Here is a 24,061-nt window from a genome sequence, read left to right as displayed (position 1 = left end):
ATCTTGTGAACGCGCTGATGTGCTACAAGATATTCCCTGCCGCGACCTCTCCAAAAAGAGCCGGTCAAGATTGAGGAGACCGAGATGCCGCTGACCGGCGTGCAAAAGAAGACGTTCGACACCGATCTTTCAGCCCGTACCATGCTGCCGATCGATCTCGACGGCCGCGAGGTCGTGCTCGAGGCGCGCGCCTACCAGGGCAAGGACGAGCACACCCAGGCCATGGCCCTGATCAACCACGGCGAAGGCGCGGAGGCGGCCGAGATTCCGCTCGTGCGCGTGCATTCGGGATGCGTCACGGGCGACATCTTTCATTCGCTCCGCTGCGACTGCCGCGCGCAGCTCGAAGCCGCGCTGAGGCGGATTGCGGCGACGCCCAACGGCGTTCTCATCTATCTGCCGTTCCACGAGGGCAGGGGCATCGGCCTCTTCAAGAAGATCAAGGCTTATGCGCTGCAGGACCAGGGGCTCGATACGGTCGACGCCAACATCGGCATCGGCGAGCCGATCGACGCGCGCGAGTACGAGCTGGCGGCCGGAATCCTGCACGATCTCGGCTTCACGCGGATCCGGCTCATGACCAACAATCCGGCCAAGATCGAGGCGCTGGAGGAAGCCGGCGTCGAGATCGTGGACCGCGTTCCCGTGGTCGTGCAACCTGGCACCCACAACGAGCGCTATCTCGACACCAAGCGCCGCCGCATGTCGCACAAACTCTAGGATTTCTCACCGTCCGGTCTCGCTTCGGAGGGTGCGCCCTCCGTCACGCGGGAGATGAAATCACCACGCGAGCCCTGCCATGGCGCCGAGCGCAGGCGGCGTGCCGGGCACGAATAGGGCCGCGAGCTTGTCGGGGGCGATGGCGCCGTCCGTCATCGTCTCGTGGCGGTGGATGCCGCCGGCAACGAAGAGGGCGTCGATCCCGGCCCGCTCGGCGCCCGTAAGGTCGGTGCGGACGGCGTCTCCGATGACGAGGATCCTGCTCAGCTCGACCGGCGCCTTGCGCAGGCGTTCGGCCGCAGCCTTCGCCGTGCTGTAGGCCGAGGCATGCGGCTTGCCAGCCCAGAAGACCGTCCCGCCCATGTGCGCGTAAGCATCGGCCAGCGCGCCGGCGCAGAGAAAGAGGCGTCCGCCGACATCGACGACGAGATCCGGATTGGCGCAGACGAACGGCAGGCCGCGCGCCTGTGCCTGCGTCAGCACGTCGCGATAGGTCTCGACCGTCTCGTTGACATCGTCCGTGAGCCCCGTGCACAGGATCGCCTCGGCGCGCTCCAGCGGCGCTTCCGCCGCGGCCGACCGTTCGAAGAACGCCGCGTCGCGCACCCGAGGGCCGATGAAATAGCCCGTGCGATAGCCCTTCTCCGCGATGTGGGCGAGCGCGATCTCGCCCGAGGAGACGATGGCGTCGTAAGCCTCCTCCGGGACGTGCCGCGCCTCGAGCATCGCCTCGACGCGGTGCACGGGCACCGGCGCGTTGGTGAGGAGCACCACCGTGCCGCCGCGCTCCCGGAATCGGAGGAGGGCATCGACCGCGTGTGGGTAGGCGCGGACGCCGTCGTGCACGACGCCCCACACGTCGCAGAACAGCACCTCGTAACGCGTGAGAATCGGCTCTGCGCTGGTAATGATCGGCGGCATGCGCATTTCTGAAGGCATCGGGTGATCCAGGAGATGAAAGGAGCAGCGGCGGTTTAAGCCCGTTCTCGGCCGGCCGTCATCTGTTTTCGTTCCATTGGAGCCGGCCCGGCACCGTGTGCGCTGGAATGCTTGAGCCCTCACGTGAAGCCCGATATGCGGAGTACCGTGCCGTCGATCACGGCAAGCCATGAGGAGAGAAAACACGATGGACATCTGGTTTCGCGCCGGTGAGGCAACCGTTCTGGCGAAGGAAGGGCAGGTCACGGACGCTATGCCCGAGGTTGTCATCGGCTCGGTGAAAGGGCCGGTCGGTACGGCATTCGCGTCGATGATGGGTCAGGCCGTCGGCCACACGCGCTTCTTCGTGATCCGCGACCTCAACCAGATGGTTCGGCCGGCCACGATGATGACCTCGAAGGTCACCATTCCGAATGCCGCCTATGTCGATCTCTTCGGCGGCGTCGTGCAGGCCGCGCTGGGCGATGCGATCGTCGATTGTCTGAAGGAAGGCATCCTGCCGCCCGAGATCGCAGACGAGGTCTGCATGATCATCACGGTCTGGCTCGACCCGCGCTGCCCGGACGATCCGAACCTCGACAAGAAGGATCTCTACCGCACCAACTACGAGGCGACGAAGATCGCGATCGGCCGCGCCATGAAGGGCGAGCCGACGGTCAAGGAGCTGATCGCCAACCGCGACAAGATCCAGCACTACGCTCTTGAAGGCGTTCTCGACTGACCTCGAAGCGAGGTCGTCTCGACCGTGACGCTTCGGACCCTATCGGGCGTCACGTCTCATCAAAGCTGGAGCGCGGTGAATCGGAACACCGCACTCCAGATCCGTCCGCACGCTTCTCCGCGCGGCGAGGCGCATATGGGATCAGACAGCGCTTGTTCTAAAAGACTGGTGCCGGCAGAGAGATTTGAACTCCCGACCAACGGTTTACAAAACCGCTGCTCTACCACTGAGCTATGCCGGCCTGGCGCGGGCGCGGGACACGCGCGTTGGCCCCTTGTACAGAACTTGTCGGGCGCGAAAAAGCCCCTTCCGCCTCACCGTTCGAGCGCACGTTCCCAGGCCAGCGCGTGGGCGACGATGAGGTCGAGGTTCGCAAGTTTCGGCTGCCAGCCGAGCCGACCGCGGATCTTCGCTGAGTCGGCGACGATGGCCTCCGCGTCTCCCGGCCGGCGCGGCGCGAGGTTGACCGGGAACGGCGCGCCCGCCGCCCGCTTCACGGCCTCGATCACCTCGATCACCGAATAGCCCGACGAGTATCCGCAATTGAAGACGTCGGATGCGCCGCCGCCCTCGAGATAGGCGAGCGCCGCCATGTGCGCGGCAACCAGGTCCGTGACGTGAATGTAGTCGCGCACGCAGGTGCCGTCCGCCGTCGCGTAGTCGGTGCCGAACACGTCCATGGCCGGCCGCTTGCCGAGCGCCGTCTCGCACGCGACTTTGATGAGGTGCGTCGCGCGCGGTGTGGATTGCCCCGCCCGCCCCGCAGGATCCGCGCCGGCAACGTTGAAGTAGCGCAGCGCCACGAAGCGGAAATCGTGTGCGAAGGCCGTGTCGGCCAGCATCAGCTCGGTCATGAGCTTGGATGTGCCGTACGGAGAGACCGGCTTGAGGTCCGCGTCCTCCTTGACGGGGATCGCCTTCGGATTGCCGTAGACGGCTGCCGTCGAGGAGAAGATGAAGGGCTTGACGCCGCCCTTCACCGCCGCCTCGATGAGCGCGCGCGAGTTCACGGTGTTGTTGAGATAGTAGCCGAGCGGATCGGCGACCGAATCCGGCACCACGATCGAGCCGGCGAAATGGATGATGGCCCGCACGTTGTGCCGGGCGATGACGCGCCGCACGAGATCCTGATCGCCGCAATTGCCTTCGACGAGCACGGCGGGAGCCGGCACGGCCGAGCGGAAACCCGTCGACAGGTTGTCGACGACCACCACGCTATCGCCGGCGTCGAGCAACGCCAGCACCATGTGGCTGCCGATGTATCCGGCGCCGCCTGTGACGAGTACGGTCATGAGGGCCACTTAGCACGGAACTGGTTCATAAAGAGTGCCGCCCTGCGCGGCGTGCAGGACGGTAAACAAAGGGTTGACGCCGTGAGGGTCGGGCGAAGTTAAAGCAATGTTATGCCTTTTGGCATAATGTGATGGAGAATTTTGCTCAGATCGACAGCGAGGAGCTCTGTCATGCGTTTACGGGTCATTGCCCTGTTCGTGGCTGCCGTTGGATTGGCCGCGATTCCGGCTGCCGCCGAGGCAGGCCATCGTCGCCATGTTCAGCATCACCACCCGCATCATTCCGGCTACAATCACCGTGGCTGGGCGGAGGCGCACACTCCCTTCTATCATCGCCATTATCGCTCGGACTGGCGCTACGACCCCCACGCCTACGATGCGACCAAGCCCCGCTACTATCCGTACTACAACTCGGGCCACTGGCGCCCCACGCATGAGCTGCGGTATCGTCGCGATCGCTTCCGCCCCTATGCGGCGTTGCCGCCCTATTATCAGGCGTGGGGTTATCCGACGCGCGAAGGCCGCAGGGTCCGTCGTCGTTAGGTCGCGCGGCTCGCGCGCAGTCAATGCACGACGCCGGAATGCCGCTGTGAAAGCGGCTTTTTGGCGCTTTTCCGGCACGAAGGCTCCGCGTTCATGCCCAATTCATTGCTCATATGTTTTCTGCTCGCATGAACTTTTTTCCGCTGTTTTGCGTTGTCGGCGGAGACGGGAACGGCTTGGGGAGAGACCCATGATGAAGAAGATTATGAGCGCGCTGATGGCGGTGATGCTTGTCGCCGGCGTCACGGTGTCGACGATGCAGCCTGCCGAGGCCGGCCACGGTGGAAGGGTCGCGGCCGGTGTGGCCGCTGGCATCATCGGGTTGGGCCTGCTCGGCGCCTATGCCCACGAGCGCGATCGCGACTATTACTATGCGCGCGAACGCTGCCATCCCGGCCCCGAGGAGTGCGGCTGGAAGAACCGCCGCTGCTACACCAACAGCTGGGGCGATACGGTCTGCCGCGGCGGCCGCTGGACCTGCTGGCGCCCGACGTATTGCGATTGATCCTGATCGTAAGCTTGAGCGGAGTGAGATTGAGAGGCGGTGCCGGGTGCGCCGCCTTTCTCATATGCTCCGTCGACGTTGAAGAGCCGCCCAATGCAGTGCGACGGCTGCGGCATTCGACACGTTGAGGCTGGCGAGCGGTCCTGCCGTCGTGATCGACACCAGCCGGTCGCAGGTCTCTCGCGTAAGCTCGCGCAGGCCCTTTCCCTCCGCGCCGAGCACGAGTGCCGAGAGCCCACTGAACGTCTCGTCCTCGAGTGGTGCCGACGCGGTTCCCTCGAGCCCGATCAGCCGGAAGCCGAGCGTCTTGAGGTCGAGCATCGTGCGCGCGAGGTTCTGTACTGGCAGCACGGGAATGAGATCGAGCGCACCGGACGCCGCCTTCGCCAGCACACCGTTGAGCGGCGGACTGTGCCGGCGCGTGACGATGAGCCCCGCGGCTCCGAAGGCGGCAGCGGACCGGAGCACGGCCCCGGCGTTGTGAGGATCCGTGACGTGGTCGAGGAGCACGAGCGGGCCCGACCGCTCGGCAGCTCTGACGAGTTCGTCGAGACTTGGCTCCGGCAGCGGCTCCGCTTCGAGAAGCAGCCCCTGGTGCACCGTGTCCGCGCCGAGCAGGTGATCGAGGTCGCCCGGTGTAGCGCGGTCGACCGCGACGCCCTTTGCTGCGATGACCTCGGCCAGCCGCCGCTCGGCGTTCTCCGTTGCGAGCAGCCGCACCGCCCGGCGACGCGGGTTCCCGAGGGCCGCCTCGACCGCATGGCTGCCGAACAGCCGCACCAGCCCGTCGCCGGCTGGCGTCGCGCCGTGCCCGCCGGCTTTGGGCATGCCGGCGCGGGAGGCCCGCGCGGGGCCCTTGTTCCCGCGGAAATAGGGCTTTCGAGCCCCCTTTTTTCCGGCAGTGCCGCCTGCCATCGTCCCCTTCGCCTCCCCGCGCCGCAAGCCCTCGTTCGGACCCGAAGCCATACGGGTTTTAGCGCGCTTTTCCAATTGACATCGGAAGGGCGGATTACCATAAGGACGGGCGTTGCCCTGCCGCTCGGCGAGCGCAGGGCGATTTTGTTTGAGCACTGGGATGGCGATGAACGGCGCGCGACGGCGCGGCGCCAGCCCGGCGCACGAGGATTGGTCACGGAGGGGTGCCCGAGTGGCTAAAGGGGACGGACTGTAAATCCGTTGGCTTCGCCTACGCTGGTTCGAATCCAGCCCCCTCCACCAGTCCTCCAATTTCAGGTCATGCCAACCTGTCTCTTCCCGTAAGCTAAGCATCTAGATTCATTGACACTATTTGTCTTACCCGCGCACGCTTGGTCACGGCTAAGCTTGAGATGCTCGGGATTGATCGAGCCGCACTTGGTCCTGCGAGTCCCTTGCCTCGTTTCGCGCATTGCGCCGTAGCGCTTGCGGGGGTTGTCCAAAGGCACGCAGAAAGGCGCGGCGCATCTGGTCTCGATCGCTGAACCCGGTCTGGCGCGCCACGACCTCGATCGGATGCCTGCTTTGCTCCATGAGGGTTCGTGCCGCCTCCACACGAAGGTTCTCGATCGCCTTCGCCGGTGATTGTCCGGTTTCCGCTCGAAACGCGCGGCTGAACTGCCTCGGACTCAGATGCGCCGCCTCGGCAAGCTCGGGCACGGTCAGCGGCGTGTGGAGATTCTCGCGCGCAAAGGCGAGGGCCGTCTGAATCCGATCGGACTTCGGCGCCAGTTCGAGGAGCGTCGAGAACTGAGATTGTCCGCCGCCTCGCCGATGATAGAGAACCAGCTTTCGAGCGACCGATTTTGTGACCTCGGCTCCGAGATCATCTTCAACAAGTGCGAGGGCGAGATCGATGCCGGCGCTCATGCCGGCCGAAGTCCAGATAGGGCCATCGTTGATGAAGATCCGATCTTCATCGATCCTCGCGGTTGGAAACCGCTTCTGCAGCTCGCGCGCATAAAGCCAGTGCGTGGTCGCGCGGCGCCCGTCGAGAAGGCCCGCTTCCGCTAGTACAAACGCTCCCGTGCAGATCGCCGTTACACGCCGATGCGCGCGCGCCGCCGCGCGAACAAACTTGGTCATGGCAGGACGAGGCGGCTCCCGCGAGGTTGCGCCGCCGCCGATGATGAGCGTGTTGCCGGGCTTGTTGCTGAACCGTTCGGTCTCGAGCTGCAGACTCAGCGAAGTGCTGACCGCGCCACCGGTCTCCGAAACAAAGCGAAAGGAATAGGCCCCGCTTCTCGAACATGTTGGCTGTTTCGAAGACCGACAGCGCGGCCAGCGCGATGGCTGAGCACCCGGGATAGACGACGAACGTGATACGGCGCATGGCTCAGGGACCTAATGTCCTAAATTTACGCATATATGACATTTAGGTCGCGCGCTCGCAAGCGTATGTCTCTTGCAGCAACACGATAGAAGGAGACATCCAATGAGCAGCCCGGCTTCCAAAGGCGTTGCGGTCGTGACAGGCGCGTCGTCCGGCATCGGTGCGGTCTACGCCGACCGACTCGCAAAGCGCGGCTACGATCTGATCCTCGTGGCGCGAAATGAAGAGCGTCTGAAAGCGGTGGCCAGCCGCGTCGAGAGCAAAACGGGCCGCAAGGTTACAGTTGTTCCGGCGGACCTGAGCGATAGCGCGAGCCTCGCCAAGGTTGAGGCTCTGCTGAGGGACGACAAATCCATCACCCTCCTCGTCAACAATGCCGGCGTGGGCTCGGTCGCCCTCGATCCTGCAGGCTGACGTGAACACCGTCACCGACATGATCGCGCTGAACATCACGGCGTTGACACGGCTCACCTACGCGGTCGCGCCGACGTTCGCCGCCCGCGGCAGCGGCACGATCATCAATATCGCTTCGGTTGTCGGCATTGCAGCCGAGATGCTGAATGGCGTGTATAGCGCGTCGAAGTCCTACGTCATCAGCTTCGGCCATTCGCTTCAGAAGGACCTCGCGGACAAAGGCGTGCGCGTGCAGACCGTTCTGCCCGGTGCCACGGCCACGGAATTCTGGGATGTGGCCGGCTACGCAGCGCAGAAGACCGCCGCCATCACGATGTCGGCCGAAGATTGCGTCGACGACGCGGCCCTTGCCGGGCTTGATGGCGGAGAACTCGTCACAATCCCCAGCCTGCACGATGGGGATGCATGGACGAAGTGGGAAGCGGATCGCCGTGAGCTGTCGAAGAAGTTCGGCAACGCAAAGCCGGCCGCGAGATACGGGTGAAGTGCTTTCGCACTGTCCGGGATGTTTCGCAGCCGCCCGCCAACCAACGGATCGATTAATCCCTTCGCCGGAGATGTTAGGTGTCGGGCACCGGCAACGGGGCCCCAACCTAGATGCGGCCCGCGCGATGCCCCTCAAGATATCCCAGGAATGTACCTTTGCCCTGATCGTATCGCCGTCGCGATACGATCAGGGCACCGTCTGCCTGGTTCACGCCGTCGAAGGTCTGCGCCGCAACTCCTGGCTACGGTTGCTCCAGCGTACAAATAGCGCGCGCGCCGACGCGCCCTCCTGCAATCGTAAGGTGTGCTGCGAGGCCGCGTACACGATCGCGGTCTGGCGATGGATGACACCGCGAGTGTTCAGATCCGCGTGTCTCATCCTGCGGACCGCTTGCGCGCCGTCGCCCTGCTGGTGCTTGCCGTTTCTCTCTTCGCGCTGCTCGATACCACGGCGAAGTATCTGATCACGCGTAAAGACCTTTCCGTCTTGCAGGTCGTATGGGCTCGCTACGTCTTCTGACGCGCTATCTGGTGGCTCACGATCCGTCCGCCGTCACGCTGGTTTACTCTTTTGCTGGCCGGCACGGTCTTGTGCGCACCGCTCACGTTCGTGCAGTGGATACCACCCGAGGGTGTGCTGACATGGTTGTTGCTCGCCCTTCTCGGGCTCTTCGGCGGCATAGGCCACTACATCTTCATTTCTCGCCCACAGGCTGGCGGACGTGTCCTCAATCTCGCCTTTTCTCTACAGGCAACTGCTCGTAATGGTTGCGCTCGGATATTTTGTATTTGGTGACGTTCCGGATCGCTGGACCCTCTTAGGCTCCGGCATCGTAGTCATTTCGAGCATATATTTTATCTTGACCGACAGGCCTGTAAGTCGCCGGACGTCGTGCTCATAATTTGATCATTGTTCGGTTCGCGATGTTGCGCGGATGCGACGATACGACCCGAAACAAGTTGACATGCCACCCGCGTCACGTCATACTTTCCTACGATAACGTCGAGGTTATCGGACGAGCAAAGGCGCTCTCGTGCAGGAGACTCTGCATAGAGCGCCTTTTTGCGTTTCTAAATTAACGCGCCTGGTATCTGCTGCGGCTGATGGAGGATGGGCTTGTTCGATAGGCCGATAAAAATCGGTGTTCTGTTTTCGAGAACTGGCCTGACGTCCGTCATGGAAAGTAGCATGGCAGATGCCACGCTATTCGCGATCGACGAGGTTAACGCCGCGGGAGGAATAAACGGGCGTGAGCTTGTTCCCATTCACCTCGATCCGGCTGGAGATCTAACGGCTTACTATTATCTCGCCAAGCAGCTTCTCGTCGAGCACGGCGCCAGGATCATTTTCGGCTGTTACATGTCGAGTTCCCGCAAGGCGGCGTTGCGTGCGGTTGATCGCCAGAATGCGCTGCTTTGTTACCCTGCACAATATGAAGGCTTCGAATATTCGCGCAACGCTATCTATTTCGGAGCAGTGCCGAACCAGAACAGCTTCCAATTGGGCGAATACCTTCTGCGATATATTGGAAAGCGGTTCTACATGGTCGGTTCGGATTATATCTGGCCGCGCGAATCGGATCGCATCATGACCGAGATGGTGCTGCAGGATGGCGGTGAGATCGCCGGGCGCGCATATCTCAAGCTCGACGCCCCCCGCAAAGCCATTTCAGGTCTCATAAATGACATCAAATCCCGTCAGCCGGACGTTATTTTCTGCAATTTCGTCGGTCAAAGCATCGTTCGCTTTTATCAGGCCTTTGCCGAGGCCGGACTGTCGTCGAAAGTGATGCCGATCGCCAGTTTGACCACCAGCGAAACCGATATTCAGGCAATGGGCTGCGACGTCGGAGCCGGTCATATAACGTCGGCGACCTACTTCCAATCTCATGAAAGCGTTCAGAACGCTGCCTGCCTTGAAAGATACAGACGCAAGGTCGGCGGACCGGTGGTGACAAATATGTGCTGGGAAGCGGCATACGTTCAGGTGCTGATGATCGCAGAGGCGCTCCGTGCGGTTAATTCCGACAACGTCGACGACCTTCGCGCCGCCGTTCTCGGAACAGAATTCAATGCGCCGCAGGGGCGGGTGAGACTCGATCCCTCGAGTGCACATGCCCACGTTTGGCCCAAGATAGGACGCGCCCGCGATGACGGCCAGTTCGATATCGTGGCGACATACGGGCGAATAGCCCCGGATCCCTATCTCGCCAGTTTCTATCGAGCGCCACAGGATGATCGATCGGTCGCAGCCTATATCTAGCATTTCCGATCATGGGGTTTCGCCGACGTCGCTCAACGAAGGCCGATCCTGACGCACGCATCCGTCGTCCACACGGCGAGGACCGACACAATGATAGTTCCTCCGTCCCACTTGCGGCCCGACGACCAAATGGATCCTGTCGTCGTCAAGGATCTTCGGAAGCTGCGCGTGCTCCTGCTTCAGCCTGAAAGTTGCGAGGGCGAGGAGCTTTGGCAGCATCTCAATCGCATCGGGTGCCTTGTCCGCAGAAACTGGCCGCCGCCGGAGCAAATTCCACAGGATATCGACGTCGTTTTCGTTGCCGCGCGCCCGCTCGTCGAAGACAACATCGCTTTGAACTGGAACGCAGACGACCCGCATGCCGTCCTCATCGCCATTGTGGATTACGAAAACCCCATCGTCGTCGAAAAAATGCTGCGTTTTCGCGCGCAGGCAGCAATCAGTCTCCCCCTGCAACCCCTCGGTATTCTTTCAAGCGTAATGCTCAGTGTCAACAATCATCGCCGTGAAGCGCGACTCCGTCTCCGTATCAATCGCCTGACCGCAAAACTCCGGGCGCAACGCAACATAGATAAGGCAAAATCGATCCTAATGGCGGCCAATAAGGTGTCTGAAGAAGTCGCCTATAGCACGCTCCGCGAGCAGGCGATGAACAATCGCACCACTATTGAAGAAATTGCCGAATCGGTTATCAGAGCCAACAATATGCTCAATCTTCTGCCCAGCAATTAAGTCGAATTTCTTTCTGTCAACTTCCTGGAAAAGCATAAAAATAGCGCTTGGGGATCGGGTGCGTCCACCGCATCGTTCGCGCTATTTCGGCGCTGGAGAAAAGGATTGCGCGAGGGGACCTAAGGCGCAGTCGAATGCGATGGGGTCATAGTCTGCTGGCGCGTCGAGGACGTGCCCAATTCTTTTGATTCTACAGAGTTTGAAGGTGACGCCATTTGGAGATTTCAGATCAGTCGTGGCTCGGGCGCACGAGGTATTGCTTGCAATAAAAATCACAACTATAAATTGCGGTACTATAGTGCGCTGCATAACAATTCCGCATTGCAATATTGCATTGCAGCTTCGATAGAAAAAAACACCGGCATCATAGCAAAATATTATTGACTCGTTTTTTTCTGTATGACATACGAGTATTTCATCGCAAGGGTGCGATGAATATATATATGGGCAAAGAGGCTCTGTAGGGAAACCTGCAGGGCTTTTTGTGTTTTGTACCATCGAGATACGGCCGAAGTCGTCCGTTTAGGAAATCCGCACATCAAGAAATTTGGAATCGTACCAGTCAGCCTAAGCGGCTGTTGATTGAAGTTCCAAATTTTTCGACGGCATGCAGAACGCAGCCTTTCTGCGAACGGTGTGCTGCGCCAAATCAAACATTGAAATAGGGAGAAAACCTCAATGGATAGATCGCGCGTCCGGCTGGCAAGGAAACGGTTCTTTGGACGAACATCATTGTCCCGATAAATACCCGGTAACCGTTACAAATCACTCATTAGAAACCGGCGCGTCGATCGCGCCGGTTTTCGCCGTTTGGTGGGCGTGACCGAAGCCGCGAGCTTGATAAGCGAGTTTTACGCGCAAAGGTTCATCTTCAAATCATAACCTTACGCCGTTGAAAATTCAGGAACAACGCCTTCGGCGCCAGAGTGGCGTAGGGCGGGAAGCCTCATGGCGATTTCGCCATGAGGCGTCTCGCGATCGTGTGTTGTGCATATTCTTGAGAGGAGCGTGAACAACAACGCTCAAGCCGCATTCTGGTTCACGGGGGGCCGCGTCGACACAGGATGAAAGAGGTTCGCAGTGCCGCTTGAGATTGGAGACATCGCGCTCAGGCTGGTTGCCGCGGCCTTGGTCGGTGCCGCACTTGGGATCGACCGCGACTACGAGGGAAAGCCCATCGGGGCTCGCACACTGGCTCTCGTCTCGCTCGGTGCTGCAGCTCTTGCCGTCGCGACGATCAATGTTCCGGGATTGTTTGACAACAAGGATGCGCTGAGCCGCGTTGTTCAGGGTCTTATTCAAGGTGTGATGGCCGGCATCGGTTTCATTGGTGCGGGCGTCATCATTCGCAAGCCCGAGCACGACATCGTCAGGGGGCTTACGACGGCCGCGACGGTCTGGGTCGCGGCAGCGCTCGGGATAGCATGCGGCCTTGGTCAATGGCTGGTGGTCGGTTTCGCGACGCTCATAGGTTTGATCGTGCTCATTGTCCTCAAGCACATATTCGCGATGCGAAACATGGATGTTGATTGAGCAGCCGGATTTCTCGGCGCCGATCCGCCTCTACATGAGCGCGGCATTGACCCAAAGATGGGTCAGGATGCTTGCCACGTAGCCGAGCCCGATGGCCCACGCCCATCGAAGATGGTTGAGGAACGTGTAGTGGTTGCGCACCAGCCCCATCAGCACCACGCCCGCAGCCGAGCCGATGGACACCAGGCTGCCGCCGACGCCCGTGCTCAGCGTGACGAGCATCCACTGGCCGCTCGACATTTCTGGGTTCATGGTCAGAACAGCAAACATCAGCGGGATGTTGTCGAACGCAGCGCCGAGCACGCCGACTGCGATGTTGGCCACGGTGGGCCCGATGTCGACATAGAGAAAGTGCGACAGCTGCGCCAGATAGCCGACCACGTCGAGCCCGGCGACGGCGAAGATGATGCCGAAAAAGAACAGCAGCGTGTCCCATTCCACGCGCCGCATCTCCCGGAAGGAATCGAACGCAATGCTGTCGTCGGCGCGTCGGCGCCCGATATGCTGCAGGAGGTAAGCATACATTTGCAGGTATCCGAGACCCAGCATCATCCCGAGCGCGGGCGGCAGATTGAAGACGCTCTTGAACAGGACGGCGGTCGCCAGGGTGGCGACGAACAGCCAGATCACGACGGCTCCGCCGGTCTTCAGGCTCTTGACCTCGCCTCCCGAGTCCGGGGTTCCTTTCGGAACGCTGAAATGCATGAAGCAGGCCGGTACGAGGAAGTTCACCAGAGACGGTAGGAAGAGGTGGAAGAACTCGAAGAAGCTCAACCGGCCCTTCTGCCATACCATCAGCGACGTGATATCTCCGAACGGCGAGAAAACACCGCCTGCGTTGGCCGCGATCACGATGATGATGCAGCCAAGCACGATGAACTGATAATTGCCGACGCCAACGGCCACCACCACGGCGCCCATCACGAGCGCGGTGGTCAGATTGTCGATGATCGGGCCGAAAACGAACGCCAGCCCGCCGACCAGCCAGAAAAGCTGCCGATACGATAGCCCCAAGCTGACGAGCTTTGTTCGGAGCGCGTCGAAGACGCGCCGCTCCTGCATCGTGTTCACGTACGTGATGGCCACGACCAGGAACAGCATCAGCTCGCCGTAGTCCTGGATCACATGCTTTGCGGCGGCCTCGAGCGCCGCGCTCTCGCCATTCATGGCATAGGCAATGCCGAGCAGCGCCCAGATGAGGCCCGCGGCCAGCATGACCGGCTTCGATTTGCGCAGTTGAATGGCCTTCTCGACAACCACGAACCCGTAGGCGACGAAGAAGATCAGGAGCGTCAGGTAGCCGATAGGGTGCCGCGTCAAGTCGATGCGCTGGGCGGCGTCCAGCGCGTGAGCCGGGGTGGCGAGCAAGGTGAGAAAAGCGAAAGCGGCCAGGGACCACGCTGTTCCGGTCGCGCGCTTCATTCCATCCCCCCAGTACTATAAATACGACGTACGCCGCAAAGCGGCGGAGCGCGCTTCGGGCGGTGGCATGGATCGATTGTCGGGAGCGTCCCCCGGGAAAAACGGCTATGCAACAATACGTACCGTGAGTGAGCATAGGCGGGATCAGCGCGGCCGATCAAGGTGCAACTGCACGCGCGCGTCAGAGCCGCTCCATCCGAAGTCTCGTCATGCGGTCATCCGCGAGCGGATTTTGAGCGGCGCGGGGATGTCGGGCCTTTGGCAAGAACGTCCGCGAGCTTCGATATCCCGATCGCGATCTCCCGTTCCTTGAGGGAGGAAAAACCGAGGACGAGAAACCGATCGCTCTCGGCCGATGCATCGAAATTCACGGCCGCCCCCGACGCCAGCGTATAGACCCCGATGCCGGCTTCGATCGCCAAGCTCTCGACCTTGCTCGCCGGTGGCAGGTGGCGCGGCAGTCGCCAGGCGAGATGCATCCCAGCTTCGTCGCCGATCGTCTCTCCGCCTGGGAAATGCTCCGAAAGCGAGGATAGAAGCGCATTCCGCCGTGAAAAATAGAGCTTGCGGATACGGCGGACGTGATGCTCGTAGCCTCCGCTTTGCATGAAGTCGGCAAGCGTCGCTTGTTCGAGCCACGGCTGGCCGTTGTTCATCAGCGTCTTCATGTGCCGCGCTCTCTCGACCAGCTCCGGAGGAAGGATGACGTAGCCGAGGCGTAGACCCGCGCCGAGACATTTGGAGAAGGTGCCAAGGTAGATCACGCGCCCCGTGCGGTCCAATCCCTTGAGGGCGGCGATTGGCGCGCCATGAAAGCGGAAGTCGCTGTCGTAGTCGTCTTCGAGAATGTAGGAGTTGGTCTCCGCCGCCCACGCGAGCAGCCCGAGCCGCCGCTCCAGTGAAAGGGTGACGCCCAGCGGGTATTGATGCGAGGGCGTGACGTAAGCGATTGCATTCCGGACATCGGGCAGGCGCCGGCAATCGAGCCCGCGGTCGTCGACCGGCACTGGAACGATGGTGGCGCCGAAGCTCTCGAAGAGGAAGGCGGCTCCCTGGTAGCAGGGCGATTCAACCACCGCGGTCGAGCCGGGTGTCACAAGAAGACGGCTCACGAGATTGAGGCCATCCTGACAGCCGCCCACGATGATGATCTCGTCGGCATTGGTCGCGATGTTGCGTGTCGGGCGGACGCGGTCGGCAATCGCCTGCCTGAGATCGATCAGGCCCGACGGATCCCGATATTCCGTCAGCGCCGATCCGGCGCTCAGCAGCCGGCGAAGGATGAGGCGCGCCCAGGTCTTGCGCGGAAACGAGTCCGGATCCGGGCGGCCGACCCAGAAATCCGCCACGAGCCGTCGCCCGTGCGGATTGACGAGCGCTTGCGAACGAAAATCCCGGTGCCCCGAAACGGCTTTCGTGCGTCGTGCCGTCCTGGCCGGCGCGATGTCCTTGCGTGTCGCGGCATGGAGCGCATGCTCGGGGATCTGCATCGAGACGAACGTGCCGACGGAATGGCGCGTCTCGATGTACCCTTCGGCGGCGAGGCGTTCATAGGCGAGCGCCGCCGTATTGCGGGAAATTCCGAGCTGCTCGCTGAGCGAGCGCGTTGCCGGCAATGGCTCTCCCGGTCTCAAACGCCCTTGCAGGATCATCTCCCGCACCTGCTCGAAGATTTGCGTCTGCAGGCCGATCGGGCTCGGCGATTGGAGCTTAAGTGGCAGGGACACGAGAATTTCCTCCCCGAGCTCACCGATTGCGTGGCGCTCTGTGGCACCATGATATAGGGAGATTATGGCTCTTGAATACAGCCACAGACTGCCGATCTGCTAAAGCCACGCTCCCATTTGGCGCGTGGTTCGGCCGGGATCCGGAGAATGCACGAATGCTTCGGAATGATGTGATCATCGCCTCTGGGAATTCTTCGTTCCGTCAACAGAGCCTGGACATGCTGCCTCCCGTCTCACCCGTGGTTCTCTGCGGCGGAATTCGAGCGCTCCCGGGACGCGACCAGGTGAGCGCGATCGCGAAGGCCCCGATCGACGGCCCCTGGCAGATCGCCCGTCTCGGCCTCAAGGGCGATGCGCAGGCCGATCTCAAGCATCACGGCGGACCGGAGAAGGCGATCCACCACTACCCTCGCGACCACTACGGGGCCTGGCGGAACGAGATTGGCACGCATCCCTTGCTGGACGTCCCGGGTGCGTTCGGAGAGAACCTCTCCACCGCGGGATGGACCGAAAGAACGGTTCACATCGGTGACGTCGTCCGCTTCGGATCCGCTTTGCTCCAGGTGAGCCAGGGCCGGCAGCCGTGCTGGAAGCTGAACGCCTACTTCGGACGCGGCGACATCGCCCGGAGAAGCCAGGAGAGCGGCCGGACGGGGTGGTATTATCGCGTCCTCGAGGAGGGCGCGGCGGAGCCGGGCGATCGGCTGACGCTCGTTGCGCGGCCGCGTCCCGAATGGCCGCTGAGCCGGCTCATCGCGCTTTTGTACCGCGACAAGGACCGCTACGGCGAGCTCGAGCAGATGGCCGCGCTCGAGGAGTTGGCAACCGGCTGGAGAGATCTCGCGTCGCGCCGGATCCAAACGCGCGCAACGGAAGATTGGAGCCAGAGGCTCGACGGGCCGCGACCCTAGGCAGCGCGGATCGCTTTTTTGAAGGGCTTCTGCTGCGAGGTGCGCCCGGCGGATCGGGAGGTATGCGCCGCCGTCAGAAGGGGCTACGGCACCTTCGTCTTGTATGCCTCGAGGGCCGCGGCGGCCTCGCGCGGCATATAGTTCTCGTCGTGCTTGGCCAGAACCGTGGTCGCGTTGAAGACGTCCCGCTCGAGCGAGCCCTCTGCAACCACGCCCTGCTCTTCGCGGAAGAGGTCCGGAAGGATGCCGGTATAGCGCACGGGCAGGGTGAGATTTCCGTCCGTGACGCGGAAAGCCACATCGAGCCCGTTCGGAAACCGCTCGATGCTCCCCTTTTCGACGAGCCCGCCGATGCGCACATGCTGGCCGCTCGCCACCTTGCCCGTGACGAGCTCCGTCGGCGTATGAAAGAAGACGACGTTGTCCCGCATGGCGGCCAGAAGCAGAAGAAAAGCTCCCGTCAGAAGTCCGACCGACAGGGCGACCAGGACGCCCCGCTTCGATTTTCTCGTCATCGCGCGCTCCGTTCGATTGCAGCCGCTCATCCGGGAACGGATTGCCACGACGCCGTGAGCGCCAGGACGAGCGCATCGATCATGGCGTCCGTATGCTGCGGAGCCGGCGTGATACGGAGCCGCTCCGCGCCCCTGGGCACGGTCGGGTAGTTGATGGGCTGCACGTAGATCCCGTGCTCGCGGAGCAGCGTGTCCGAGAGCGCCTTGCACCGTACGGGATCGGAGACCAGAACCGGCACGATATGGCTCGGGCCCGCTATCACGGGGAGCTTCGCGCGTGCAAGGCGCTGCTTCACCGCGCGCACGCGGTCGCGATGCGTATCCCGCTCGTTCTGGGAGACCTTGAGATGGCGGATCGAGGCGAGCGCGCCTGCGACGATGACGGGCGAGAGCGAGGTGGTGAAGATGAAGCCCGGAGCGAACGAGCGAACAGCATCGCAGATCGTCCGCGATGCCGCGATATAGCCGCCCATGACGCCGAACCCCTTCGCCAGCGTGCCGTTGATGATGTCGACCCGTTGCATGACCCCGTCGCGCTCGGCGATCCCGCCGCCGCGCGGGCCGTAGAGGCCAACCGCGTGCACTTCGTCGAGATAGGTGAGCGCGTTGTACCGATCGGCGAGATCTGAGATGGCGCCGATCGTCGCGATGTTGCCGTCCATGGAATAAACGCTCTCGAACGCGATGATCTTCGGCGTCTTGGGCGGCAGCGCCGCAAGCTTCTCCTCCAGATCCTCGAGATCGTTGTGGCGGAAGATGATCTTGGCGCCCCGTCCGTTGCGGATGCCGGCGATCATGGACGCATGGTTCTTCTCGTCCGAAAGGATCACGCATCCGGGCAATAGCTGGGCAAGGGTCGAGAGCGCCGCCTCGTTGGCGACGAACGCGGACGAGAACACCAGCGCGGTCTCCTTGCCATGCAGGTCGGCAAGCTCCCTCTCGAGCTCGACGTGGTAGTGCGTCGTCCCGGAGATGTTGCGCGTCCCGCCCGACCCGGCTCCCACGCGCTCGATGGCCTCGTGCATGGCCGCGCGCACCTTCGGGTGCTGCCCCATGCCGAGATAGTCGTTGGAGCACCAGACGGTGATCGCCATCTCGCCCGTGGCGGTCCGTGCCATCGACTGCGGGAACGCGCCGGCGCAGCGTGCATTCTCGAGAAAATAGCGGTAGCGCCCTTCCTGCTTCAGTTCCTCCAACTGGAATTCGAGCACGCTGGTGTAGTCCACGCGCGACCGGCTCCATTTGCACGGAGCAGCCTGCGCGGCGGACATCGAGGCGGTTTGCTTCAGCATATCGTGCATGACCATCTCCGGGCTTAAGGCGCAGCGTCTGTCGGAGCGACAGGGTTCGATGGGGAGGTGTCGCCCGCGGGAGGCGGCGAGACGCCGAGGCTGTCGGCATCCGTCTTGGACGGTGGCGCATCGGCCGGAATTTGCGCGTTGTTGAGCTCCGCCAGCAGGCCGGAGACCGCAGCCCTAGCTTCGGAGTTCTCGCCGACGATACTCTGCAACTTTCCAAGGATCTCTTTCGCCGGCTCGATATCGTGACGGCGGATCAGGCCGATGCTCTTGAGCCAGAGCGCTTCGGGTTTCGAGGGCTCCGTGTCGAGGGCCTTGTCGACGATCCGCTCCGCTTCCGAGCGATCCGTCTCGCTGTCCGACCGCAGCAGGGCGGAGGCGAGGACCAGTGCGAGCTGGGGCTCGTCCGGCGCCATGTCGCTGGCTCTCCGGTACATGGCGAGCGATTCGGCTTCGCGGCCGAGCACGCGATAGCTGCGCGCCAGCATCATGACCTCATCCAGCGAGGCGCCGCCGGCCTGCACCTTGGCTTCGAGCTTGGCCACCATCGCCCCGACGTCGGGGGTTCCATCGGGCCCGAGAGGCGGGCCGGCCTGGCCTGCCGCCACATGCGGATTGGGCATATTGGGCATCGGCTTGGCCCCGTCTGGCATGCCGGCGGCCATTTGCTCGGGCGAAAGCGGGATCTGGCCGCTCGCATGAGGGCTTGCGTCCGTGCGCAGGTCGTTTGAGTCGAGAGCGACGATGAGGGTGATGGCGCCGATGGCGACCACGCCCGCCAGCGCTCCGCCGAGCAAGGGATAGGTCCGCGCGGCGTTCTTCCTTTCCGACGCTCCGGCGCGCGCCTTGCGCAGCTCCTCGACGGCACTTTCCGCTTCGGCCATGACTCTCGCCCTCTCGTTGTCGTAGCTTTCCCTGTCGATCTTCCGCTCGGTGATCGCCATATCCAAGGACACCATCTCCGCGACCAGCCGGTCTTTTTCCTCACGCCACTTCGTGACGCGATCGTCTTTCTCGAGCCCGTCTCCCGGATCGCGGTCGAGCGACTTCACCCAGAGCGGAAACAGCGTCCAGGCGAGAACGACAGAGCACAGAAGCAGCGTTGCAATGGCTGTGGTCACGGTTCCAATCGCTCGATGCGGTTGATGAGATCTGCGCTGTCAACGTCCGCCGCCGAGACGGCCGCCGGCTGCGCGCCGGGCATGCGCCGACGCAGCAGGAGAAAGAAAATCGCCGCGCCGCCGAAGAATGCCGCGCCGGGAAAGACCCAGACGAGGGCGGTTCGCCAGCTCGCGCGCGGCTCCATCAGGATGAACTCGCCATAACGATCGACGAAGAACGATTTGATCTCATCGTCCGATCTGCCGGCGGAGACCTGCTCGCGGATCAGCGCCTTCATCTGCCCGGCAACCGTCGAATGGGAATCGTAGATCGACTCGCCTTGGCACACGGGGCACCTGAGATCGGCCGCAATCGCCTTGAGGCGCTGCTCGCCTGGATCCTCCTCCCGGACGACGCCGGCGGTGGCCGATGACGCCAGCGATACGATGAGCACGGCAAGAGCGAGTCCTCGGGTTCTCATGGCCGCCCCCCCAGTTTGCTGAGATAGCCTTGGGCATCCTCGCGCGTCAGGGCGCCGACGTGCCGCGCAAGCACCGTGCCGTCGGCGGCGATGAAGAATGTCTCGGGGAGCCCGTAAACGCCGAAGTCGATGCCGGCGCGCCCGTCCGGGTCGACGCCTGACGGGAACGGGAACCTGCCACGCTCGTCGAGGAATTTCTGCGCATTGGCGGCCGTGTCGCGGTAGTTCACGCCGATGAGACGCACGCCGTCCTGCGCGGCGCCGTTTCCGAGCTCCACGAGAACCTCGTGCTCCGTGCGGCATGCGCCGCACCAGGAGGCCCAGAAGTTCACGATGGTGGCCGTGCCGCCGCCGTCCGCCTCGAGACGCACCGCCTCGCCGCCGCCGAGCCGCGGCAGTGCGAATGCGGGCACCGGCTTTCCGACCAGCGCCGAGGGTAGCGTGGAGGTATCGCGGCCGAGGCTCAAGCCGAACAGGATCATCAAGGCGCAGAGCAGCCCCAGGAGCAGCGGCTTCCACCAGCTCCGCACCGCGACGGCGTTCTCTGTGCTGTGGGTTTCGGTCATGGCGTCTGCTCCGCGCGCCGGCCGCTTTGCGCAGCCATGGAGACCGCCTGCTGCCGCCCTTGCGAGAGCGCGAACAGCGACCCCGCGATGATCACCATCCAGCCGCACCAGATCCAGATAACCAGCGGAATGTAGTACGCGCGAATGGAGGCGCGCCCCCCGCCGAGCTCCTCGCCGAGGACGACGTAGAGGTCGCCGGCGAGCGTCGTGCGGATCGCGGACTCGGTGGTCACCATGTCGCCGCGGGGATAGCTGCGCCGCTGCGGATGTATGGTGCCGAGGCTCTCGTCGCCCTGGCGGACCTCGATATTGGCTTGGCGCGCGGCCCAGTTCGCGCCTTCCACCGAGGAGAGGTTCTGGAAGACCAGCGTATAGCCGCCGATCTCGAAACGGTCGTTCGGACTAAGGGCGACCGTCTTCGTCTCCTGGAAGAGGCCCGAGGCGAGGATGCCGAAGGCGACGATGACGACGCCGATGTGGACGATGAGGCCGCCGTAGCGGCGCCGGTTCCAAAGCGCCAGCCAGATCAGGCTCGAGACGTGGGATTTGCCAGAGACCGCCGAGCGGTTGCGCACCGAGCGCGCGACGTCCGCGGCGATGCTCGCGATCACGAGGCCCATGCCGGCGACGGCCGCGAGCGGAACGAGCCCGCGCACGCCAAATGCGACGGCGATGGCCACGAAAGCCACCATCGCGAGCCCCGGAACCGCGAGGAACCGGCGGATCTCCGTCATGCTCGCCTTCCGCCAGGGGATCACCGGGCCGATCGACATCAGCATGATGATGGCGACCATGATCGGCAGGACGACCTTGTTGAAATAGGGCGCCGCGACCGTGAGACGGGTTCCCGTGAAAACTTCGACCGCGAGCGGGTAGAGCGTGCCGACGAAGACGGTCGCGGCCGTCACGATGAGGAACAGGTTGTTGAACAGAAGAGCGGATTCCCGCGACAGCGTTCCATCGAGCCGCGCCGCGGTGCGCAGCGTGTCCACGCGCGCAATCAGAAGACCGAACCCGCCGAGCGTGATGGCCGCCAGGAAGCCCAGGAGATACATGCCGCGCCAGGGATCCACGGCGAAGGAGTGAACCGATGTCAGGACGCCCGAGCGCACGAGGAACGTCCCGAGCAACGACAAGGCGAACGTCGCGATGGCGAGCGAGGCGTTCCACCCGCGAAACAGGTTGCGCTTCTCCTGCGCCATCACCGAGTGCAAGAGCGCCGTCCCCGTGAGCCAAGGCAGGAGCGACGCGTTCTCCACCGGATCCCACGCCCAGTAGCCGCCCCAGCCGAGCTCGTAGTAGGCCCAATAGCCGCCGAGCATGATGCCGCTCGTGAGCGCGAGCCAGGCAAAGAGCGTCCAGCGCCGGATGGCGAGCACCCATTCGACGCCGGCCGAGCCGCGCGCAAGGGCGGCGATGGCGAAGGCGAAGGGAACGACGAAGCCGACATAGCCGAGGTAGAGCAGGGGGGGATGAATGATGAGCCCCGGATCCTGGAGAAGCGGGTTGAGCTCGCGTCCCTCGATCGGCGGCGGCACGAGCTCCGTGAACGGGCTCGACAGGAACACGATGAGCGCCAGGAAGCCGAACTGCACGACGGCCAGCGTTGCGATCACGTACGGCATGGAGCGCGGGTGCGTCTCCCAATGCCAGATGACGGCAAGCGCCGAATAGAGCGTGAGAAGCCACAGCCAGAGCAGCAGCGATCCCTCGTGCGCGCCCCACAGCGCCGTGAGGCGATAGATGAGCGGCAGATGCGTGTTCGAGTTCTGCGCTACATAAGCCACCGAGAAATCGTTCTGCACGAACGACCAGACGACCGTGAAGCACGACAGCGTGACGAGGGCGAAGTTGGCGAGGAGTGCCTGGCGCGCGACGACGACATAGGACGGATGTCCGAGGCGCTCTCCGAGGAGCGCGAGCACGCTTGCGACGACCGAAAGTATCAGCGCCAGAACCGCCGCGGCCATGCCGAGCTCGATCAGGGATCCGCTCACCGCACCGCTCCCGAGATCAAGTTGCGGGGCGCGCGCGGCACCGAGCCGTTGCTGCGGCCCAGGCATTGCGCCAGTCGTGCGATTCCGAGGTCGATCTCCGTCTCGGAGAGCGCGGCATAGCCGAGCACGAGATGCCGGTCGCTCGCCGCCCGTCCTCCGAAGTGATGCGCCGCGCCGGTGCTGAGCGTATAGACGCCGACACCGACATCGAGCGCGCGGAGCTCGATGTCTCCGGCCGCGGGGAAGCCGTCCGGCAGGCGCCATACGAAATGCATTCCCGACTCCGTTCCGACGACCTCCACCGGCCCGAAATGCCGTTCCAAGGCCGCAAGCGCGACGTTGCGCCGTGACAGGTACATCTGCCTCAGGCGTCGCAGATGACGCGCATAGGCCCCGCTCATCATGAAATCCGCCATGGCTGCTTGCTCGAGCCACGGCTGCCCGTTGTTCATGAGCGCCTTGAGCGCCTTTGCAGGCTTGACGAACGCGCTCGGAAGCACGACGAAGCCGAGCCGCAGCGAGGGGCCCATGCATTTCGAGAACGTGCCGAGATAGAAGACCCGGTCGCGCCGGTCCAAGCCCTTGAGGGCGGTGACGGGCGAACCGACGAAGCGGAAGTCGCTGTCGTAGTCGTCTTCGATAATATAGCTGTTGCGCTCGTTGACCCAGTTGAGGAGGGCCAGGCGCCGCTCGAGCGTCATCGTGACGCCAAGCGGATACTGGTGGGAGGGCGTGACGTAGATGAGACCGCGCTCGACGTCCGGGAGCTGCGAGATGTCGATCCCGCACGCGTCCACCGGAACGGGCAGGAGATCCGCCCCGAAGCTTTCAAAAAAAGATAGGCGGCACCCTGATAGCAGGGCGATTCGAGGACCACCGGGGTTTCGGATTCGAGCAGAAGCCGCGCGATGAGATTGAGGCCGTCCTGGGTGCCGCCCACGATGACGATCTGATCGGGATCGGTCGTGAGGCCGCGGGTCGGGCCGAGATGATCGGCAATCGCCTGCCGGAGATCGATGAAGCCCGCTGGGTCCCTGTACTCCGCGAGGGCCCGGCCGGACCGCGTCAGCCGGCGACGCACGAGGTTGGACCATTCCTTGAGCGGGAAGGCCTCGGGGGCCGGGCGTCCCACCCAGAAATCCGCAACGAGCCGGTCGGCGTTGGGGTTGACGATGCCGTGAGCGCGCAAAGCGTCGAGGCGGGGAGAAAGCGGCGGTCCCGAGAATGCGGTTCTGATTTCCGCGGCGTCCGCCTCGCAAGTGCAGACATTCGCGCAGAAGGCATTCTCCGGAATTTCCGCGGAAACGAACGTCCCGACATACGGGCGGGTCTGGATATAACCCTCCGCCATGAGACGCTCATACGCCTGCATCGTCGTGTTGCGGGATATTCCGACCTGCTCGCTAAGCGCCCGCGTCGTCGGAAGAAAATCGCCGCTGCGAAGGCGTCCGTCGAGGATCATCAGGCGGATCTGCTCGACGATTTGACTCTGGAGAGTCGCTTTCTGATGGGCGTCGACTTTCAACGGCAATTGCACGAGCCGCTTCCCCCAGCGATAAAGTCGATTTTTTTTGTAAAAAAAGATCG

Annotated in this window: 22 protein-coding genes, 2 tRNA genes and 2 pseudogenes; 11 read left to right on the top strand and 15 right to left on the bottom strand. The window is 63.1% G+C overall.

The features are described from left to right. The first annotated feature begins 84 nt into the window (after nt 1-84). The gene (gene ribA, locus V7082_RS11135; RefSeq protein WP_334148503.1) at nt 85-720 is read left to right on the top strand and encodes a GTP cyclohydrolase II; all 636 of its coding nucleotides are present in this window, start codon (nt 85-87) and stop codon (nt 718-720) included. A 60-nt stretch (nt 721-780) separates the two neighbouring features. On the opposite strand, the gene V7082_RS11130 is transcribed toward ribA, so the two are convergent. Further along, nucleotides 781-1,641, bottom strand: a complete 861-nt coding sequence (locus V7082_RS11130) for a TIGR01459 family HAD-type hydrolase (protein WP_334148501.1) — start codon at nt 1,639-1,641, stop codon at nt 781-783. A gap of 205 nt (nt 1,642-1,846) precedes the next feature. On the opposite strand from V7082_RS11130, the gene fae reads away from it, so the two are divergent. Further along, nucleotides 1,847-2,380: a formaldehyde-activating enzyme gene (fae, locus tag V7082_RS11125; protein ID WP_334148499.1), complete on the top strand. Its 534-nt coding sequence runs from the start codon at nt 1,847-1,849 to the stop codon at nt 2,378-2,380. 166 nt (nt 2,381-2,546) lie between these two features. On the opposite strand, the gene V7082_RS11120 is transcribed toward fae, so the two are convergent. Both V7082_RS11120 and galE read right to left on the bottom strand, forming a co-directional pair. Then, nucleotides 2,547-2,621, bottom strand: a tRNA-Thr gene (locus V7082_RS11120). Between the two features lie 73 nt (nt 2,622-2,694). Continuing rightward, the gene (galE, locus tag V7082_RS11115; protein WP_334148497.1) at nt 2,695-3,672 is read right to left on the bottom strand and encodes a UDP-glucose 4-epimerase GalE; all 978 of its coding nucleotides are present in this window, start codon (nt 3,670-3,672) and stop codon (nt 2,695-2,697) included. A gap of 171 nt (nt 3,673-3,843) precedes the next feature. Between galE and V7082_RS11110 the strand changes: the two genes are divergently transcribed. Beyond that, nucleotides 3,844-4,215: a hypothetical protein gene (locus V7082_RS11110; protein WP_334148495.1), complete on the top strand. Its 372-nt coding sequence runs from the start codon at nt 3,844-3,846 to the stop codon at nt 4,213-4,215. A gap of 190 nt (nt 4,216-4,405) precedes the next feature. Continuing rightward, nucleotides 4,406-4,720, top strand: a complete 315-nt coding sequence (locus tag V7082_RS11105; RefSeq protein ID WP_334148493.1) for a hypothetical protein — start codon at nt 4,406-4,408, stop codon at nt 4,718-4,720. Nucleotides 4,721-4,780: 60 nt separating this feature from the next. On the opposite strand, the gene rlmB is transcribed toward V7082_RS11105, so the two are convergent. Next, nucleotides 4,781-5,635 carry a 23S rRNA (guanosine(2251)-2'-O)-methyltransferase RlmB gene (gene rlmB / locus V7082_RS11100; RefSeq protein WP_334148491.1) on the bottom strand — a complete coding sequence of 285 codons (855 nt, stop codon included), beginning with the start codon at nt 5,633-5,635 and terminating at the stop codon, nt 4,781-4,783. A 218-nt stretch (nt 5,636-5,853) separates the two neighbouring features. Between rlmB and V7082_RS11095 the strand changes: the two genes are divergently transcribed. Then, a tRNA-Tyr gene (locus tag V7082_RS11095) sits at nt 5,854-5,938 on the top strand. A 99-nt stretch (nt 5,939-6,037) separates the two neighbouring features. Here the strand turns inward: V7082_RS11095 and V7082_RS11090 are convergent. Continuing rightward, nucleotides 6,038-7,028, bottom strand: a pseudogene (locus V7082_RS11090) (GlxA family transcriptional regulator). Nucleotides 7,029-7,130: 102 nt separating this feature from the next. Here V7082_RS11090 and V7082_RS11085 point away from each other — a divergent pair. The 5 genes and pseudogenes from V7082_RS11085 to V7082_RS11065 all read left to right on the top strand — a co-directional run bounded on the left by V7082_RS11085 (nt 7,131) and on the right by V7082_RS11065 (nt 12,456). Further along, nucleotides 7,131-7,926: pseudogene (locus V7082_RS11085) on the top strand (SDR family NAD(P)-dependent oxidoreductase). Between the two features lie 342 nt (nt 7,927-8,268). Then, nucleotides 8,269-8,448, top strand: coding sequence for a hypothetical protein (locus V7082_RS11080; protein WP_334148489.1), 180 nt, complete (start codon nt 8,269-8,271; stop codon nt 8,446-8,448). Between the two features lie 591 nt (nt 8,449-9,039). Beyond that, nucleotides 9,040-10,191 carry a transporter substrate-binding domain-containing protein gene (locus V7082_RS11075; RefSeq protein ID WP_334148487.1) on the top strand — a complete coding sequence of 384 codons (1,152 nt, stop codon included), beginning with the start codon at nt 9,040-9,042 and terminating at the stop codon, nt 10,189-10,191. A 129-nt stretch (nt 10,192-10,320) separates the two neighbouring features. Beyond that, nucleotides 10,321-10,923 carry an ANTAR domain-containing response regulator gene (locus V7082_RS11070; protein WP_334148485.1) on the top strand — a complete coding sequence of 201 codons (603 nt, stop codon included), beginning with the start codon at nt 10,321-10,323 and terminating at the stop codon, nt 10,921-10,923. A 1,080-nt stretch (nt 10,924-12,003) separates the two neighbouring features. After that, complete coding sequence (locus V7082_RS11065; protein ID WP_334148483.1) at nt 12,004-12,456, top strand: MgtC/SapB family protein; 453 nt, start codon at nt 12,004-12,006, stop codon at nt 12,454-12,456. A 30-nt stretch (nt 12,457-12,486) separates the two neighbouring features. On the opposite strand, the gene nhaD is transcribed toward V7082_RS11065, so the two are convergent. Then, nucleotides 12,487-13,878, bottom strand: a complete 1,392-nt coding sequence (gene nhaD / locus V7082_RS11060; RefSeq protein WP_334148481.1) for a sodium:proton antiporter NhaD — start codon at nt 13,876-13,878, stop codon at nt 12,487-12,489. Nucleotides 13,879-14,093: 215 nt separating this feature from the next. Next, complete coding sequence (gene pdxR / locus V7082_RS11055; RefSeq protein WP_334148479.1) at nt 14,094-15,605, bottom strand: MocR-like pyridoxine biosynthesis transcription factor PdxR; 1,512 nt, start codon at nt 15,603-15,605, stop codon at nt 14,094-14,096. A gap of 218 nt (nt 15,606-15,823) precedes the next feature. Between pdxR and V7082_RS11050 the strand changes: the two genes are divergently transcribed. Beyond that, nucleotides 15,824-16,516, top strand: coding sequence for an MOSC domain-containing protein (locus V7082_RS11050; protein WP_334148478.1), 693 nt, complete (start codon nt 15,824-15,826; stop codon nt 16,514-16,516). Nucleotides 16,517-16,599: 83 nt separating this feature from the next. Here the strand turns inward: V7082_RS11050 and ccmE are convergent, their stop codons facing one another. The 8 genes from ccmE to V7082_RS11010 form a co-directional block, all read right to left on the bottom strand. Further along, nucleotides 16,600-17,031 carry a cytochrome c maturation protein CcmE gene (ccmE, locus tag V7082_RS11045; protein ID WP_334148477.1) on the bottom strand — a complete coding sequence of 144 codons (432 nt, stop codon included), beginning with the start codon at nt 17,029-17,031 and terminating at the stop codon, nt 16,600-16,602. A 26-nt stretch (nt 17,032-17,057) separates the two neighbouring features. After that, nucleotides 17,058-18,257, bottom strand: a complete 1,200-nt coding sequence (hemA, locus tag V7082_RS11040; RefSeq protein ID WP_442909779.1) for a 5-aminolevulinate synthase — start codon at nt 18,255-18,257, stop codon at nt 17,058-17,060. Between the two features lie 89 nt (nt 18,258-18,346). Next, nucleotides 18,347-19,450, bottom strand: a complete 1,104-nt coding sequence (locus V7082_RS11035; protein ID WP_334148473.1) for a tetratricopeptide repeat protein — start codon at nt 19,448-19,450, stop codon at nt 18,347-18,349. After that, the gene (locus V7082_RS11030) at nt 19,447-19,911 is read right to left on the bottom strand and encodes a cytochrome c-type biogenesis protein (RefSeq protein ID WP_334148471.1); all 465 of its coding nucleotides are present in this window, start codon (nt 19,909-19,911) and stop codon (nt 19,447-19,449) included. The genes V7082_RS11035 and V7082_RS11030 overlap by 4 nt, the downstream gene beginning before the upstream one ends. Beyond that, nucleotides 19,908-20,477 (bottom strand): DsbE family thiol:disulfide interchange protein, encoded by a 570-nt coding sequence (locus tag V7082_RS11025; protein ID WP_334148469.1) that lies wholly within the window; start codon nt 20,475-20,477, stop codon nt 19,908-19,910. The genes V7082_RS11030 and V7082_RS11025 overlap by 4 nt, the downstream gene beginning before the upstream one ends. Next, entirely contained in the window at nt 20,474-22,474 is a 2,001-nt protein-coding gene (locus tag V7082_RS11020; protein WP_334148467.1) for a heme lyase CcmF/NrfE family subunit, read from the bottom strand. Before V7082_RS11020 ends, V7082_RS11025 begins: the two co-directional genes overlap by 4 nt. Further along, the gene (locus V7082_RS11015; RefSeq protein WP_334148465.1) at nt 22,471-23,175 is read right to left on the bottom strand and encodes an aminotransferase-like domain-containing protein; all 705 of its coding nucleotides are present in this window, start codon (nt 23,173-23,175) and stop codon (nt 22,471-22,473) included. The genes V7082_RS11020 and V7082_RS11015 overlap by 4 nt, the downstream gene beginning before the upstream one ends. Then, entirely contained in the window at nt 23,172-24,011 is an 840-nt protein-coding gene (locus V7082_RS11010; RefSeq protein WP_334148463.1) for a PLP-dependent aminotransferase family protein, read from the bottom strand. Before V7082_RS11010 ends, V7082_RS11015 begins: the two co-directional genes overlap by 4 nt. Nucleotides 24,012-24,061 lie beyond the last annotated feature (50 nt).

Origin of the sequence: Hyphomicrobium sp. (assembly GCF_036833075.1) — a bacterium.
Taxonomy (GTDB): domain Bacteria; phylum Pseudomonadota; class Alphaproteobacteria; order Rhizobiales; family Hyphomicrobiaceae; genus Hyphomicrobium_C.
Note: the sequence above shows the minus strand (reverse complement) of the source record. Positions and strands in the feature narration are given on the sequence as shown.

Coding starts and splice junctions, on each gene's coding strand:
- ribA (WP_334148503.1), top strand. CDS start 85: ATGCCGCTGACCGGCGTGCAAAAGAAGACGTTCGACACCGATCTTTCA.
- V7082_RS11130 (WP_334148501.1), bottom strand. CDS start 1,641: ATGCCGCCGATCATTACCAGCGCAGAGCCGATTCTCACGCGTTACGAG.
- fae (WP_334148499.1), top strand. CDS start 1,847: ATGGACATCTGGTTTCGCGCCGGTGAGGCAACCGTTCTGGCGAAGGAA.
- galE (WP_334148497.1), bottom strand. CDS start 3,672: ATGACCGTACTCGTCACAGGCGGCGCCGGATACATCGGCAGCCACATG.
- V7082_RS11110 (WP_334148495.1), top strand. CDS start 3,844: ATGCGTTTACGGGTCATTGCCCTGTTCGTGGCTGCCGTTGGATTGGCC.
- V7082_RS11105 (WP_334148493.1), top strand. CDS start 4,406: ATGATGAAGAAGATTATGAGCGCGCTGATGGCGGTGATGCTTGTCGCC.
- rlmB (WP_334148491.1), bottom strand. CDS start 5,635: ATGGCAGGCGGCACTGCCGGAAAAAAGGGGGCTCGAAAGCCCTATTTC.
- V7082_RS11080 (WP_334148489.1), top strand. CDS start 8,269: ATGGATGACACCGCGAGTGTTCAGATCCGCGTGTCTCATCCTGCGGAC.
- V7082_RS11075 (WP_334148487.1), top strand. CDS start 9,040: ATGGGCTTGTTCGATAGGCCGATAAAAATCGGTGTTCTGTTTTCGAGA.
- V7082_RS11070 (WP_334148485.1), top strand. CDS start 10,321: ATGGATCCTGTCGTCGTCAAGGATCTTCGGAAGCTGCGCGTGCTCCTG.
- nhaD (WP_334148481.1), bottom strand. CDS start 13,878: ATGAAGCGCGCGACCGGAACAGCGTGGTCCCTGGCCGCTTTCGCTTTT.
- V7082_RS11050 (WP_334148478.1), top strand. CDS start 15,824: ATGCTGCCTCCCGTCTCACCCGTGGTTCTCTGCGGCGGAATTCGAGCG.
- ccmE (WP_334148477.1), bottom strand. CDS start 17,031: ATGACGAGAAAATCGAAGCGGGGCGTCCTGGTCGCCCTGTCGGTCGGA.
- V7082_RS11030 (WP_334148471.1), bottom strand. CDS start 19,911: ATGAGAACCCGAGGACTCGCTCTTGCCGTGCTCATCGTATCGCTGGCG.
- V7082_RS11025 (WP_334148469.1), bottom strand. CDS start 20,477: ATGACCGAAACCCACAGCACAGAGAACGCCGTCGCGGTGCGGAGCTGG.
- V7082_RS11015 (WP_334148465.1), bottom strand. CDS start 23,175: ATGACGCTCGAGCGGCGCCTGGCCCTCCTCAACTGGGTCAACGAGCGC.